The sequence below is a fragment of the Krasilnikovia cinnamomea genome (assembly GCF_004217545.1).
In the GTDB taxonomy this organism is placed as follows: Bacteria; Actinomycetota; Actinomycetes; order Mycobacteriales; family Micromonosporaceae; genus Actinoplanes; species Actinoplanes cinnamomeus.
Genome location: NZ_SHKY01000001.1, coordinates 4383104 through 4396345, shown reverse-complemented (window position 1 = coordinate 4396345; position 13242 = coordinate 4383104). Strand labels below are relative to the sequence as shown.

Genomic DNA, 13242 nt, shown 5'->3' with positions numbered 1-13242 from the left:
CCGGTCATGCCAGCGCGGGCGGCACCGGGCCCGGTCCCGCCGCCGCGGTGTCACCGGCGGCCCCCTTGCCGGGCTGGTAGATGTCCGGTTCGAGGTAGATGACGCGGGCGAGCGGCACCGCGGCGCGGATCCGCGCCTCGGTCTCGTCGATGCGCCGGGCGAGCTCCTCTGCCTGGTCCGTGCCCGGCACCGCGATCTTCGCGGCGACCAGCAGCTCGTCCGGGCCCAGGTGCAGCGTCTTCATGTGGATGATCCGGTCGATGCCGGAGCCGGCCAGGATCGCCTGCTCGATCTTGGTCACGTCCTCCGGGTTGGCCCCCTCGCCCAGCAGCAGGCTCTTGGTCTCGATGGCCAGGATGACCGCGATCGCGACGAGCAGCACGCCGATCATCGCGGTGCCGATGCCGTCCCACACCCCGTCCCCAGTGATCAGCGTGAGCACCACGCCGAACAGGGCAAAGATCAGGCCGAGCAGCGCACCCGCGTCCTCGAGCAGCACGACCGGCAGCTCCGGGGCCTTGGCACGGCGCACGAAGTCGACCCACGACGTGTTGCCCCGGACGCGGTTGGACTCCTCGATGGCCGTCTTGAACGAGAAGGTCTCCAGACCGATCGCGATGACCAGCACCACCACCGGCACCCACTGCCAACTGGTGATGCCCACCGGGTGCTGGAGCTTGTGGTACGCCTCGTACAGCGCGAACAGGCCGCCGACGGAGAACAGCACGATCGAGACGATGAACGCGTAGATGTAGCGCTCGCGCCCGTACCCGAAGGGGTGTTCCGGGGTGGCCTTGCGGGTCGCCCGCTTGCCGCCGACCAGCAGCAGCGCCTGGTTTCCCGAGTCGGCGACCGAGTGGATCGCCTCGGCCAGCATCGACGACGAACCGCTGAGCCCCCAGGCGATGAACTTGGTCACCGCGATGCCGAGGTTCGCCCCCAGCGCCGCGACAATCGCCTTGGTACCGCCGCTTGCACTCACCGCTGTCCTCCGCCGTACTGTCCCTGATTGCCCTGCTGTCGGTGGATCCGCGCCGGGGATCCGCTCACGACAGCGCCTCCGGCAGCGGGTTGCTGAGTTCCTTCATCTCACTGATCGCGGGCACCGCCATCGGGTCGAGCCCGTGTGCGAGCGCCAGGTACAGCGAGGCGAAGTCCGGCACGGCCACGATCGACGCCAGCCGCTCCAGCGTCGAGCCACCCTCAGCGGTGATCACATCACAGCGCACACCGCGCCGCTCGGCGAGGGTCTGCACCGCGTCGGCACGACGTTCCTCGACCGCGACCGGCTCGTCCGCCTCGTCCTCCGGGTTGAGGCCACCGTCGCGCATCAACACCAGCCGCAGCCGGGTCTGGCCGGGCGCGTCGTCGTCCTCGTCGTCGGCGAAGATGTCGCGCGACGACTCGGCCAGGCCGCCGAAGACGCCGTCGAGCAGGCCGACCCGCCCGCGCCCGGCCTCGCCGAGCGCCCCGGCCATCACCGGATAGCGGGCGTTGGCCGCCAGGGTGTCGGCGAACCGGCGGGCCGCGACCGTGGCCAGCGGCGACGAGCCCCAGACGATCGGGATGGACCCGGCCAGGCCCAGAGCCAGCGCCTTCGCCGGGTTGACGAACGACTCGGCGCCGGGGCGGCAGCGTTCCGCATCGGCGTCGAGGCGGATCGCGGTCTCGGCGATGTCCGCCTCGGCGAGCTTGACCAGCCCGAGCGCGCGCCCGGCGAACAGCACCGGGACGGTCAGGCCCCACAGGCTGGCCCGGGCCGGGGCGCGGCGCGGCACCTGGATGAACGGTGCGCGGGCGCGTTCGGCCATGGCCTGCAGCTCGGAGTCCGGGTTACCGATCGCGACGAGCCGGGCGCCGCGCCGGGCGGCGGCGTCCGCCGCCGCCAGCGCCTCGGGGCTGCGACCGCTGGCCGAGACCGCGATCACCACGTCGGCCGCGCCGACCCAGCCGGGTACGCCCGCGCTGCGGTGCCCGATGATCGGTACGGGACACCGTGGCCCCGCGACCGTGGCCAGGATGCTGCCGGTCAGTCCGGCCGTACCGATGCCGGCGACCACGACCGCGCGGGGGCGGCCCTCGTCCTCGAGCATGGTGAGGTCGGTCTCGGCCGCCAGCGCGGCCGACTCGCGGACCTGGGCGCCCGCGGAGGCGGTGGCGCGCAGCATGCCGCCCGGGTCGTTGCCGAGCATCGCCTGCTCGTCGTCGAGCAGCGACTCGTCGGCCGTGCGGTGGCCGTGCACTCCCGCGGTGCCGTCCCTGGACGCGGCCATCACGCCTCGCCCTCCCCGGCCGGGCCGCCGGGCAGCCTCGCCTCGTCGAGCAGCAGGACGGGGATGTCGTCGCGGATCTCGAAGATCCGGCCACACTCGGTACACGTCAACGTCTGCGCGTCCGCGTCATGGGTCAGCGGCGCGTGGTGCGTGTCCGGGCAGGCCAGAATCTCCAGCAACTGCGGATCGAGAGCCACCGAACGGCTCCTTCGGCTCGGGTGCGATACGGGCCCCAGGATCCTATCCGCGCACGATCGCGAGCACTTCGTCGCGGAGGGCCGCCATCCGATCAGGTTTCGGCGCCTCGACGTTGAGCCGCAGCAGGGGCTCGGTGTTCGAGGCGCGCAGGTTGAACCACGCGCCCTCGCCGACGTGCACCGTGAGACCGTCCAGGTCGTCGGTCGCGGCGCCGGGGAAGGCGGCCCGGACCTGGGCCATCTTCGCCGCGGCGTCCGGCACGGTCGAGTTGATCTCGCCGGAGGCGCTGTAGCGCTCGTACGCGGCGGCGAACTCCGACAGCGGGTGATCCTGGCCACCGAACGCGGCCAGCACGTGCATGGCGGCCAGCATGCCGGTGTCGGCGTACCAGAAGTCGCGGAAGTAGTAGTGCGCCGAGTGCTCGCCGCCGAAGACCGCGTTCGTCCGGGCCATCTCGGCCTTGATGAACGAGTGGCCGACCCGGCTGCGCACCGGCTTGCCGCCGTGCTCGGCGATGATCTCCGGCACCGCGGCCGAGGTGATCAGGTTGTGGATGACCGTGCTGCCCGGGAACTTCGCCAGCTCGCGGGTCGCCACCAGGGCGGTGATCGCGGATGGCGAGACCGGTTCGCCGCGCTCGTCGACCACGAAGCAGCGGTCGGCGTCGCCGTCGAACGCCAGCCCCAGGTCGGCGCCCTGCTCGCGGACCGCGGCCTGCAGGTCGACGAGGTTGGCCGGGTCGAGCGGGTTGGCCTCGTGGTTCGGGAACGAGCCGTCCAGCTCGAAGTAGAGCGGCACGATCTCCAGCGGCAGGCCGGGCAGCACCCGGTCGCCCAGCACGGCGGGCACCGTGTGCCCGCCCATGCCGTTGCCCGCGTCCACTACGACCTTCAGCGGCCGGATGCCGGACAGGTCGACCAGCGAGCGCAGGTGCGCGGCGTAGTCGCGGAGCACGTCGCGCTGCTCGATGCGTTCCACGCCGTCGGCCACCTGGGCCAGCGAGGCCAGCAGGTCGTCGGCGTACTGCCGGACGTAGACCAGGCCACTGTCCTGGCCGACCGGGCGGGCGCCCGGGCGGCACAGCTTGATCCCGTTGTACTGGGCGGGGTTGTGGCTGGCGGTGAACATCGCGCCGGGCAGGTTCAGCGCGCCCGAGGCGTAGTACAGCTGGTCGGTGGAGGCGAGGCCGATGTGCAGCACGGCCGTCCCGGCGGCGTTGACGCCCTTGGCGAACGCGGCGGCCAGCGCGGGGCCGGAATCGCGCATGTCGTGCCCGATGACGATCGTCTCCGGGTCGTCGCCGGACTCGCGCAGCATCTCCACGAACGCGGTGCCGAGCGCGCGGGCCACGGGTTCATTGAGCTGATCCGGGACGATTCCGCGCACATCGTACGCCTTGACGATCTGCGACAGATCAGACAAGTTGCTCACTCCTCAGCCATGATTACCTCTGGCCGAGACTATCGGAGCGGCGGTAGTGGGCAGGCCGCAACCGCCCTGCTCCACCGTCTCGGCGAATCACTCGACCCGTCCGGGCATCCGGAGCGCCCCGGCGGCTTCCCTCGTCGGAGGAGATCGATCGATCCCCGGCCCTTTCTTGTGGGGCGCGCCCGCGCGGGCCACGATGGGTGCGATCGGAGGTCCGCAGATGTCGAACCCGTGGCTCGCCCTGCACGCGGGCGCCGACCCCGCCGCCCGCATCACCGAGGTCGGCCGCGCGTACGAGCGGTTCGTGGCCGGGGACGCCAACCCCCCACTGCCGGTACGCCCGGTCGTCGTGGAGTCGTGGCGGCGCTCCGCGGGCGCCCGGTTCGACCCCGAGGGCACCGCGCCGATCGAGCTCGGCGACGACGAGCTGGAGGCGTACCGGGCGGCCCACCCGCTGGCCTGCGTGCTGCCGATCTTCCGGGACCTGCTGGGCGGGCTCGCCGACGACGGCGACCACATCGTCGCCGTGTGCGACGCGCACGGACGGCTGCTGTGGGTCGAGGGCACCCCGGCCGTGCTGGACGGCGCCGCCCGGATGAACTTCGTGCCCGGCGCCCGGTGGGACGAGGCCAGCGCGGGCACCAACGCGCCGGGCACCGCGCTCGCGGTCGACCACCCCCTGCAGATCTTCGCCACCGAGCACTTCTGCCGCCCCGTCCAGGACTGGACGTGCGCCGCCGCCCCGATCCACGACCCGGCCACCGGGCGGCCGCTCGGCGCGATCGACGTGACCGGCGGGGACCGCCTGGCCAACCCGCACAGTCTCGCCCTGGTCCGGGCCACGGCGCTGGCCGCCGAGGCGTACCTGCGTACCCAGCGCCCGGCCGCGCCGGGTGCGGCGGCGGTGACCGCGCTGGGCCGCGACGAGGCGGTGCTGACCGTCGCGGGACGCCGGATCCGGCTCGGGCGCCGCCACTCCGAACTGCTCGTCCTGCTGCTCACCCACCCGCAGGGCCGCACCGGCGAGCAGCTCGGCATCGACCTGTACCCGGACGACCCCAACCCGGTGACGATCCGGGCCGAACTGTCCCGGCTACGGCGCATTCTGGGGCCCGAGTTGCTGGGCTCGCGGCCGTACCGGCTGCGCTCCGACGTGGACGCCGACTTCCGCACCGTGCCACGCCTGCTGGAACAGGGGCTGGTGGCCGACGCCCTCGCCGCGTACGCCGGTCCCCTGCTGCCCGGCTCGGAGGCGCCCGGGGTGGTCCGGGTGCGCCGCCTCGTCGAGGAGCAACTGCGCGCGGCCGTGCTGGCCCGCGCCGACCGGAGCCTCCTGCAGACCTGGGTCCGCTCGCCGTGGGGCGCCGACGACCTGCAGATGTGGGAGGCGTACGCGGCCACGCTGCCGGTGGGCGCACCCGCCCGCCCGTGGGCGGTCAGCCGGATCGCCCACCTCACCGCCGAGTACGGCCTGCGCGCCCCGGGCAGCGCCGCAACGTCGATGCAACGTCACCGGCTCTAGCGTCAGCGCACCCCCAGCCGCCCGGGGCAATGGGGCCCCGGGCGGTCCCCTGGTTCGGAGGTGCGCATGACCGTCTACTCCCCACCCGGCACCGACGGCGCGATCATGAGTTACGCGTCCCGGTACGACCACTGGATCGGCGGCGAGTACGTGCCACCGGCCCAGGGCCGGTACTTCACCAACCCGTCGCCGGTCACTGGCCAGGACTTCTGCGAGGTGGCCCGCGGCACCGCCGAGGACGTGGAGAAGGCCCTGGACGCGGCGCACGCCGCCGCACCCGCGTGGGGCCGCACCCCGCCCGCGGAACGCGCCGCGATCCTCAACCGGATCGCCGACCGGATCGAGGCGAACCTCGAGAAGCTGGCCGTCGCCGAGAGTTGGGAGAACGGCAAACCGGTACGCGAGACGCTGCTGGCCGACCTGCCGCTGACGGTCGACCACTTCCGCTACTTCGCCGGTGCCATCCGCGCGCAGGAGGGCAGCCTCAGCGAGGTGGACCCCGACACGGTCGCGTACCACTTCCAGGAGCCGCTGGGCGTGGTCGCCCAGATCATCCCGTGGAACTTCCCGATCCTGATGGCCGCGTGGAAGCTGGCCCCGGCGCTGGCCGCGGGCAACGCGGTGGTGCTCAAGCCCGCCGAGCAGACCCCGGTGTCGATCCACTACCTGATGTCGCTGATCGCGGACCTGCTCCCGCCCGGCGTGGTGAACATCGTCAACGGCTTCGGCGTGGAGGCGGGCAAGCCGCTCGCCTCGTCGAGCCGGGTCGCCAAGGTCGCGTTCACCGGCGAGACCACCACCGGCCGCCTGATCATGCAGTACGCCAGCGAGAACATCATCCCGGTGACGCTGGAACTGGGCGGCAAGAGCCCGAACATCTTCTTCGACGACGTCAGCGCGGCCGACGACGACTTCTTCGACAAGGCGCAGGAGGGCTTCGCGATGTTCGCCCTCAACCAGGGCGAAGTCTGCACCTGCCCGTCGCGGGCGCTGATCCAGCAGGGCCACTACGCGGACTTCCTCGCCGCCGGGGTCAAGCGGGTGGAGAACATGCGCCAGGGCAACCCGCTGGACACCGACACCATGGTCGGCGCGCAGGCCTCCAACGACCAGCTGGAGAAGATCCTGTCCTACCTGGACATCGGTCGCCAGGAGGGGGCGAAGGTCCGCACCGGCGGCGCCCGCGCCGAGCTGGGCGGCGACCTGGCGGGCGGATACTACGTGCAGCCCACGATCCTGGAAGGCAGCAACACGATGCGGGTCTTCCAGGAGGAGATCTTCGGCCCCGTGGTGGCGGTGACCTCCTTCACCGACTACGCCGACGCGATCACCACCGCCAACGACACCCTGTACGGCCTCGGCGCGGGCGTCTGGACCCGGGACGGCACGACCGCGTACCGGGCCGGGCGGGCGATCCAGGCGGGCCGGGTGTGGACGAACTGCTACCACGTGTACCCGGCGCACGCCGCGTTCGGCGGGTACAAGCAGTCCGGCATCGGCCGGGAGAACCACAAGATGATGCTGGATCACTACCAGCAGACCAAGAACCTGCTGGTCAGCTACTCGCCCAAGGCCCTGGGCTTCTTCTGATGGACGACCGTGTCGCGGTGACCCCTGCGGCGGCGGAACTGATCCGCGCGCTGCGGGGGCAGCACGGGCCGCTGATGTTCCACCAGAGCGGCGGCTGCTGCGACGGCAGCGCACCGATGTGCTACCCGCGGGGCGAGTTCCGTACCGGCGACTCCGACGTGCTGCTGCAGGAGTTGCGCATCGAGGGCGTGGCCGAGCCGGTGCCGTTCTGGATGAGCGCGGCGCAGTACGCGGCGTGGAAACACACGAACCTCACCGTGGACGTGGTGCCGGGCCGCGGCAGCGGCTTCTCGCTGGAGGCACCGGAGGGGGTGCGGTTCCTGATCCGCAGCCGGATCCGTACGGCGTAGTCACTCCACAGTGTATTTCTGTGCCAGATTCTCCCCCGCACCCATCTGTCGTCCGTTCCGTTCCGTACGGCAGATGGGGCGGCAGGGGGTCGCCCCGTGACGGAGGAGAATCCTGATGCTCAGCACCCGCAGGTCCCGCGTACGGGCGGCAGCCGCCGTCGGCATGGCGGCGGTCGTGGGCGCCATCGGCGCCGTGACGTTCAACGCCTCCGCGCAGGAGGTACGCGGCCACTCGGAGACCAACCCCGACCTCGCCCCGCCGCCGGGATCAACGAAGATCGCGGAGGTCCACGTGCAGAAGGGCACCCAGACCTACACCTGCACCGGTGGCGTGTTCACGGGCACCCCCTCCGTGCCGGAGGCGCGGCTGGTGGGCCAGGGCGGCCCGTTCCACCACTTCGCGGGCCCGAGCTGGCAGTCGGAGCGCGACGACTCCCTGGTCACGGCCACGCGGATCGCCGCCGGGCCGCAGGTGCCGGGCGCCATCCCGGAGCTGCTGCTGGGGGTCAACAGCCACACGGGCAACGGCATCCTCAGCCCGGTGACGCACATCCAGCGGCTGAACACCTCGGGCGGCGTCGCCCCGACCGGCGCCTGCACGGACGGCGAGAAGGCGTCCGTGCCCTACAAGGCCACGTACGTGTTCTGGGCCGCACCCTGACGGTCAGCGGTGCTGGCGGCGCACCGTCGCCGCCAGCACCGCCAGCAGCGAGACCCCGAACAGCACCGTCGCGATCACGTTGACCTGCGGCGGGATGCCCCGCTGCGCCGCGCCCCAGATGTACATGGGGAACGTCGTCGTGGTGCCCGCCGTGAAGTTCGTGACGATGAAGTCGTCGAAGGACAGCGAGAACGCCAGCAGGGCCGCCGCCACGATGCCGGGCAGCGCCAGCGGGAGGATCACCCGCCGGAACGCCGCCCACGGGCCCGCATACAGGTCGGCGGCGGCCTCGGGCAGGCGCGGGTCCAGGGTGGCCAGCCGGGCCCGGACGGTCACCACCACGAAGCTCACGCAGAACATCACGTGCGCGATCACCACGGTCCAGAAGCCGAGCGGCACCCGCGCCGCGGCGAACAACGCCAGCAGCGAGGAACCCATCACCACCTCGGGGGTGGCCATCGGCAGGAACACCAGCGCGCCGGTCGCGGACCGGCCCCGGAAGCGGTAGCGGGTCAGCGCGAACGCCATCAGCGTACCGAGCACCGTGGCCAGTACGGTCGCCGCGAAGCCGATCTGCACGCTGCGCACCAGCGACGCGCACATGCCCGGGGCACCGCACGGGTTCTTCCAGTAGTCCAGGGTGAACGTCCCGAAGTCGTACGACAGCCGCGACGTGGGCCGGTAGAACGACAGCGCGACGATCACCGCGATCGGCAGCAGCAGGTACGCCAGCACCAGCAGCCCGAGCCCCAGCACGAGGTGATCGGCGATCCACCTCCCGAGGCGGGTCACAGCGCCTCCACGGCGGTCGCGCCGACCCGGCGCAGGTACGCCAGCACGAGCACCAGGATCATCGCCATCAGCACGAACGACAGCGCCGCCGCCTGCGGGTAGTCGAGCCGGACCAGGAACGCCGAGTCGATCACGTTGCCCGCCATCGCGGTCCCCGGCGTCCCGAGCAACTGGGCGTTGATGTAGTCACCCGCCGCCGGGATGAAGGTGAGCAGCGTGCCCGCCACGATGCCGGGCGCGGCCAGCGGCAGCGTCACCGCCCGGAACGTCGCGACCGGGCCCGCGTACAGGTCGGCGGCGGCCTCCAGCAGGCGGCGGTCGAGGCGTTCCAGACTGGCGTACAGGGGCAGCACCATGAACGGCAGGACGTTGTAGGTCAGCCCGGCCACCACCGCGAACGGGGTGGCCAGCAGGCGCCCGTCGGGGGCCAGCACGTGCAGGTCGCGCAGCAGATCCACCAGGGCGCCGTTGTCGGAGAGGATCGCCTTCCAGGCCAGCGTGCGGATCAGGAAGCTGGTGAAGAACGGCGCCACGACCGCGACCAGCAGCACGTTGCGGAAGCGCCCGGCGCGCAGCGCGATCGCGTACGCCAGCGGGAAGCCGAGCAGCAGCGACGCGGCGGTCGCCACGCCCGCGTACGCCAGCGAGCGCAGCAACTGCGGCCAGTACTCGGCCAGCGCGGCCGGGTAGTTGCCGAACGCCCAGGTCATCGCGTACCCGTCGACCAGGGAACCGGCCGGGTCGTACAGGCTGGTGGCGAACAGCTCCACGGCGGGCACCGCGAAGAACAGCACCAGCCACAACCCGGCGGGCAGGATCAACAGGTACGGCACCAGCCGCCCCCACCGGTCGGCGCGGCGGGCACGCATCCGGGCTGGTGCCTCGGTCACGCGGACACGCCCAGGCTCACGTCGGCCGCGCCCGTCCGGTCGCCCTCCCCCGGCGGGCGGTCCAGCAGGAACGCGTGCCGGGGATCCCAGTGCGCCACCACCTGCGCGCCCAGCGGCACCTGCCGGTGCTCGCCGGTGCTGGCGGCGAAGGCGCTCAACTCGGTACCCCACCCGGTACGCACCAGGTACTGGCTGCTCACCCCGACGTAGGAGCTGTCCGTGACCACGCCGGTGAGCCGCTGGTGCGCCTCGGGCACGGCGTCGGCGGACAGCGCCAGGTGCAGCTTCTCCGGGCGTACCCCGAGAAAGACCGAGGTCCCGGCGGCCCGCGAGCGCAGCGCGGGCACGGTGAAGCGCTGACCGTAGGCCGTGACCGCGACGTCGTCGCCCACCGTGCCGGCCTGCTCGCCCGCCAGCAGGTTGGACTGTCCCAGGAAGGTCGCCACGAACGGGGTGGCGGGCAGGTCGTACAGCTGCGCGGGCGGGCCGAGCTGCTCGATGCGGCCCGCGTTCATCACCGCGACCGTGTCGGCCATCGTCATGGCCTCCTCCTGGTCGTGGGTGACGTGCACGAACGTCATGCCCACCTCGGTGTGGATGCGCTTGAGCTCGATCTGCATGCGGCGGCGCAGGGTCAGGTCCAGTGCGCCGAGCGGCTCGTCGAGCAGTAGCACCCGCGGATTGTTGACCAGCGCCCGGGCCAGCGCCACCCGCTGCTGCTGCCCGCCGGAGAGCTCACCGGGGCGGCGCCGGCCGTACCCCTCCAGTTGCACCAGGGCCAGCATCCGCTCGACCTGGGCGCGCACGTCGCGCTGGCGCCGTCGGCGCAGCCCGAACGCGATGTTCTCGTGCACGTCCAGATGCGGGAACAGCGCGTAGCTCTGGAACACCGTGTTGACCGGCCGCCGGTACGCCCGCAGCCCGGTGATGTCGTCGTCGCCGAGCAGGATCCGCCCGGCGCTGGGCTCCTCCAGCCCCGCGACCATGCGCAGGGTGGTGGTCTTCCCGCAGCCGGACGCCCCGAGCAGCGCGAAGAACGAGCCCGCGGGCACGGTCAGATCGAGCGCGTCGACGGCGGTCACCGCGCCGAAGCGCTTGGTCACCCCGGCGAGCCGCAGATCGGTGCTCAAGCCCCGATCACCGCCTGGAACTTGTCGTTGTACAACCGCGACTCCGGCTGGGTGAGCGGCATGAACTCCCTGGCCCTGGCGAGCAGTGCCCGGGTGGGGAAGATCAGCGGGTTCGCGGCCAGCTCCGGATCGATCTTCTCCATCGCGGCCTGCGCTCCCTCGACCGGGCAGATGTAATTCACGTACGCGGCGACGGTCGCCGCCACGGTCGGATCGTAGTAATAGTCCATGAGCCGCTGCGCGTTGGCTCGGTGCGCCGCCTGGTTCGGCACGACCATGTCGTCGGAGTACAGCATGGCGCCGGAGTCCGGGGCCACGAACCGGATCTGCGGATCGTCACTGGCGAGCTGGATGATGTCGCCCGACCAGCCGATGCAGGCGGCGACGTCGCCGCGCTTGAGGTCGGGCGCGTAGTCGTTGCCGGTGAACCGCCGGATCTGACCGGACTCGACGGAACGGCGCAGCACCTCCAGCGCGTCGTCGAACTGCGCCTCGGTGAAGTCGCCCGGATCGTGGCCGCGCGCCTGCAGCAGTAGCCCCATCGTGTCGCGCAGCTCGCTGAGCAGCGTCACCCGCCCCTTGAGGTCGGGCCGGGTGAGCAGCTCGTCGACCGTACGGATCTCCGCGGTGACCCGGCCGTTGTAGGCCAGCGCCGCCAGACCGCCCTGCCACGGCACCGCGTGGGTGCCGCTGGGGTCGACGGCCCGGCCGCGCAGGGAGGTCAGCAGGTTGCGTTGCACGTTCGGCATCGCGGCGAGGTCGAGCCGTTGCACCCAGCCCAGGTCGACCAGGCGGCCGACCAGCCAGTCCGTGACCACCATGAGGTCGCGCCCGGTGGGACGGCACTCCGCCAGCTGATTCTGGATCTTCCCGAAGTACTGATCGTTGTCGTTGATCTCCTCCAGGTACGAGACCCGGATTCCGGACCTGCGCTGGAACGCCTCCAGGGTGGGGCGGCTCTCGTCGCTGTCGTCCACGTCGATGTACTGCGGCCAGTTCGCGAAGACGAGGCGGTGTTCGGTGGCGGACAGGTCCGTACTCGGGCAGCTCTGTTCGCTCTGCCGGGTGCCCTCGATGCCGCAACCGGCCAGCGCGGCGCCCGCCGCGACGGCCCCGCCGAGCAACGCCCGCCGGGACAGGCCCGTCCGCCGGGAGGACCGGTGCACCGCGAGGACGGCGGCGGCCTCGGGCATCAGCTGAGGACGGCGCATCGCGGCTCCCGCATCGGGTCCTGCCTGCCAGGACGCGTTGCCCCGGATCATGTCACGTCCCCCGTGGGGATCGCAGGCAGGCGCGGGACTTGCCGGGCCGCTGGGCATGCCCTCGCGGCCCTCGCTGCGCTCGGCGCACTCGGTCATGCCGATCATCCCGGATCAGTGCCATCCCGAGGGGTGGGCATACCTCAATATCGACCAGTCCGGTCATAGTGGGTCGTGTCGAGTTCGGACACGGGACGGAGAAGTCGATGGGTTTCCCAAACAGGCGCGCCTTCCGCACGGTCGCCGCGACGCTGGTCATCGCGGCCTTCGCCGGGTGCGGCACGGCCATGGCCGCCGACGGGACACCGCTGTGGACCTCGCCCCGGGCCGCACAGTCGGAAACCCCGGCATCCCACGCTCCGTCCACGGTGGACAGCGCGCCGCCCGCACCGGCTACGCACGGCCCGACCCGGCCGCCCGCGCCCGGACCGGGCCTGCCGGGCGCGGACGCGTCCGGCAGGCAGCCGCCGCCGGGGCCGCTCACGGGCAAGATGCGCCTCGGCGGCCCCGCGGGCAGCGCCACGAGCACCGGCACCGCATCGGTGGCGCTCACCTTCGACGACGGACCCGATCCGGCGCAGACGCCGAGGCTGCTGGACCTGCTGGCGAAATACGACGTCAAGGCCACCTTCTGCCTGGTCGGCAAGAACGTGGCGGCGCATCCCGGGCTGGTGCGGCGGATCGCCGCCGAGGGGCACACCCTGTGCAACCACACCTGGCGGCACAGCTTCACGCTGGGCAAGCAGAGCCCGGCGGCGATCCGCGCCGACCTGCAACGTACGAACGACGCGATCCGCCGGGCCGCCCCGGGCGCACCGATCCGCTTCATGCGGGCCCCCGGCGGCAACTTCACTCCGGCGTTCGTCTCCGTGGCCGCCGAGCTCGGCATGGCGTCGATCTACTGGTCGGCCGACCCGCGCGACTGGGACCATCCGGCGGGCGAGAGCGGCGCGGCGCACCGGGCCCGGGTGACGCGGGCGGTGCAGCGGCACACCGGGCGCGGTGCGATCGTGCTGTCCCACGACTACGCGGAGCCGGACACGATCGCGGTGTACCGAACCCTGCTCCCCTGGCTGAAGTCCCGCTTCCACCTGGCCGCGCTCTAGCCAGATCTTGGTCGGTTTCCGCCCTCCTGGGGGCGGTTTCGGT

13 protein-coding genes are annotated in these 13242 nt (G+C 72.2%); 5 read left to right on the top strand and 8 right to left on the bottom strand.

What is annotated here, in order from left to right; genetic code table 11:
• Positions 1-4: 4 nt before the first annotated feature.
• The 4 genes from EV385_RS19970 to EV385_RS19955 all read right to left on the bottom strand — a co-directional run bounded on the left by EV385_RS19970 (position 5) and on the right by EV385_RS19955 (position 3893).
• A complete protein-coding gene (locus EV385_RS19970) occupies positions 5-982 on the bottom strand; it encodes a cation diffusion facilitator family transporter (RefSeq protein ID WP_130510837.1) in 978 nt (325 codons plus the stop codon).
• A 64-nt stretch (positions 983-1046) separates the two neighbouring features.
• Complete coding sequence (locus tag EV385_RS19965; protein WP_130510836.1) at positions 1047-2273, bottom strand: SIS domain-containing protein; 1227 nt, start codon at positions 2271-2273, stop codon at positions 1047-1049.
• Positions 2273-2470 carry a Trm112 family protein gene (locus EV385_RS19960; protein ID WP_130510835.1) on the bottom strand — a complete coding sequence of 66 codons (198 nt, stop codon included), beginning with the start codon at positions 2468-2470 and terminating at the stop codon, positions 2273-2275. Before EV385_RS19960 ends, EV385_RS19965 begins: the two co-directional genes overlap by 1 nt.
• A 43-nt stretch (positions 2471-2513) precedes the next feature.
• Positions 2514-3893, bottom strand: a complete 1380-nt coding sequence (locus tag EV385_RS19955; protein WP_130510834.1) for a phosphomannomutase/phosphoglucomutase — start codon at positions 3891-3893, stop codon at positions 2514-2516.
• A 226-nt stretch (positions 3894-4119) separates the two neighbouring features.
• Between EV385_RS19955 and EV385_RS19950 the strand changes: the two genes are divergently transcribed.
• The 4 genes from EV385_RS19950 (at position 4120) to EV385_RS19935 (ending at position 8022) form a co-directional block, all read left to right on the top strand.
• Complete coding sequence (locus tag EV385_RS19950; protein WP_130510833.1) at positions 4120-5421, top strand: sigma-54-dependent transcriptional regulator family protein; 1302 nt, start codon at positions 4120-4122, stop codon at positions 5419-5421.
• Positions 5422-5487: 66 nt separating this feature from the next.
• Positions 5488-7011 (top strand): acetaldehyde dehydrogenase ExaC, encoded by a 1524-nt coding sequence (gene exaC, locus EV385_RS19945; RefSeq protein ID WP_130510832.1) that lies wholly within the window; start codon positions 5488-5490, stop codon positions 7009-7011.
• On the top strand, positions 7011-7361 hold the full coding sequence (locus tag EV385_RS19940; protein ID WP_130510831.1) for a DUF779 domain-containing protein: 351 nt from the start codon (positions 7011-7013) through the stop codon (positions 7359-7361). Before exaC ends, EV385_RS19940 begins: the two co-directional genes overlap by 1 nt.
• A gap of 115 nt (positions 7362-7476) precedes the next feature.
• The gene (locus tag EV385_RS19935) at positions 7477-8022 is read left to right on the top strand and encodes a DUF3455 domain-containing protein (protein WP_130510830.1); all 546 of its coding nucleotides are present in this window, start codon (positions 7477-7479) and stop codon (positions 8020-8022) included.
• A 3-nt stretch (positions 8023-8025) separates the two neighbouring features.
• Here EV385_RS19935 and EV385_RS19930 read toward each other — a convergent pair whose 3' ends face one another.
• Genes EV385_RS19930 through EV385_RS19915 form a run of 4 tightly spaced genes read right to left on the bottom strand, consistent with a single transcriptional unit; the run spans position 8026 to position 12045 of the window.
• Positions 8026-8814 carry an ABC transporter permease gene (locus tag EV385_RS19930; RefSeq protein ID WP_130510829.1) on the bottom strand — a complete coding sequence of 263 codons (789 nt, stop codon included), beginning with the start codon at positions 8812-8814 and terminating at the stop codon, positions 8026-8028.
• Positions 8811-9704: an ABC transporter permease gene (locus EV385_RS19925; protein WP_242624968.1), complete on the bottom strand. Its 894-nt coding sequence runs from the start codon at positions 9702-9704 to the stop codon at positions 8811-8813. The genes EV385_RS19930 and EV385_RS19925 overlap by 4 nt, the downstream gene beginning before the upstream one ends.
• Entirely contained in the window at positions 9701-10834 is a 1134-nt protein-coding gene (locus EV385_RS19920) for an ABC transporter ATP-binding protein (RefSeq protein WP_130510828.1), read from the bottom strand. The genes EV385_RS19925 and EV385_RS19920 overlap by 4 nt, the downstream gene beginning before the upstream one ends.
• Complete coding sequence (locus EV385_RS19915; protein WP_242624967.1) at positions 10831-12045, bottom strand: polyamine ABC transporter substrate-binding protein; 1215 nt, start codon at positions 12043-12045, stop codon at positions 10831-10833. The genes EV385_RS19920 and EV385_RS19915 overlap by 4 nt, the downstream gene beginning before the upstream one ends.
• A 254-nt stretch (positions 12046-12299) precedes the next feature.
• On the opposite strand from EV385_RS19915, the gene EV385_RS19910 reads away from it, so the two are divergent.
• On the top strand, positions 12300-13199 hold the full coding sequence (locus EV385_RS19910; RefSeq protein ID WP_242624966.1) for a polysaccharide deacetylase family protein: 900 nt from the start codon (positions 12300-12302) through the stop codon (positions 13197-13199).
• Positions 13200-13242 lie beyond the last annotated feature (43 nt).

Bases quoted from the DNA above. Each gene is read 5' to 3' on its own strand.
- EV385_RS19965 (WP_130510836.1), bottom strand. From the start codon at position 2,273: ATGGCCGCGTCCAGGGACGGCACCGCGGGAGTGCACGGCCACCGCACG.
- EV385_RS19950 (WP_130510833.1), top strand. From the start codon at position 4,120: ATGTCGAACCCGTGGCTCGCCCTGCACGCGGGCGCCGACCCCGCCGCC.
- exaC (WP_130510832.1), top strand. From the start codon at position 5,488: ATGACCGTCTACTCCCCACCCGGCACCGACGGCGCGATCATGAGTTAC.
- EV385_RS19940 (WP_130510831.1), top strand. From the start codon at position 7,011: ATGGACGACCGTGTCGCGGTGACCCCTGCGGCGGCGGAACTGATCCGC.
- EV385_RS19935 (WP_130510830.1), top strand. From the start codon at position 7,477: ATGCTCAGCACCCGCAGGTCCCGCGTACGGGCGGCAGCCGCCGTCGGC.
- EV385_RS19915 (WP_242624967.1), bottom strand. From the start codon at position 12,045: ATGCGCCGTCCTCAGCTGATGCCCGAGGCCGCCGCCGTCCTCGCGGTG.
- EV385_RS19910 (WP_242624966.1), top strand. From the start codon at position 12,300: ATGGGTTTCCCAAACAGGCGCGCCTTCCGCACGGTCGCCGCGACGCTG.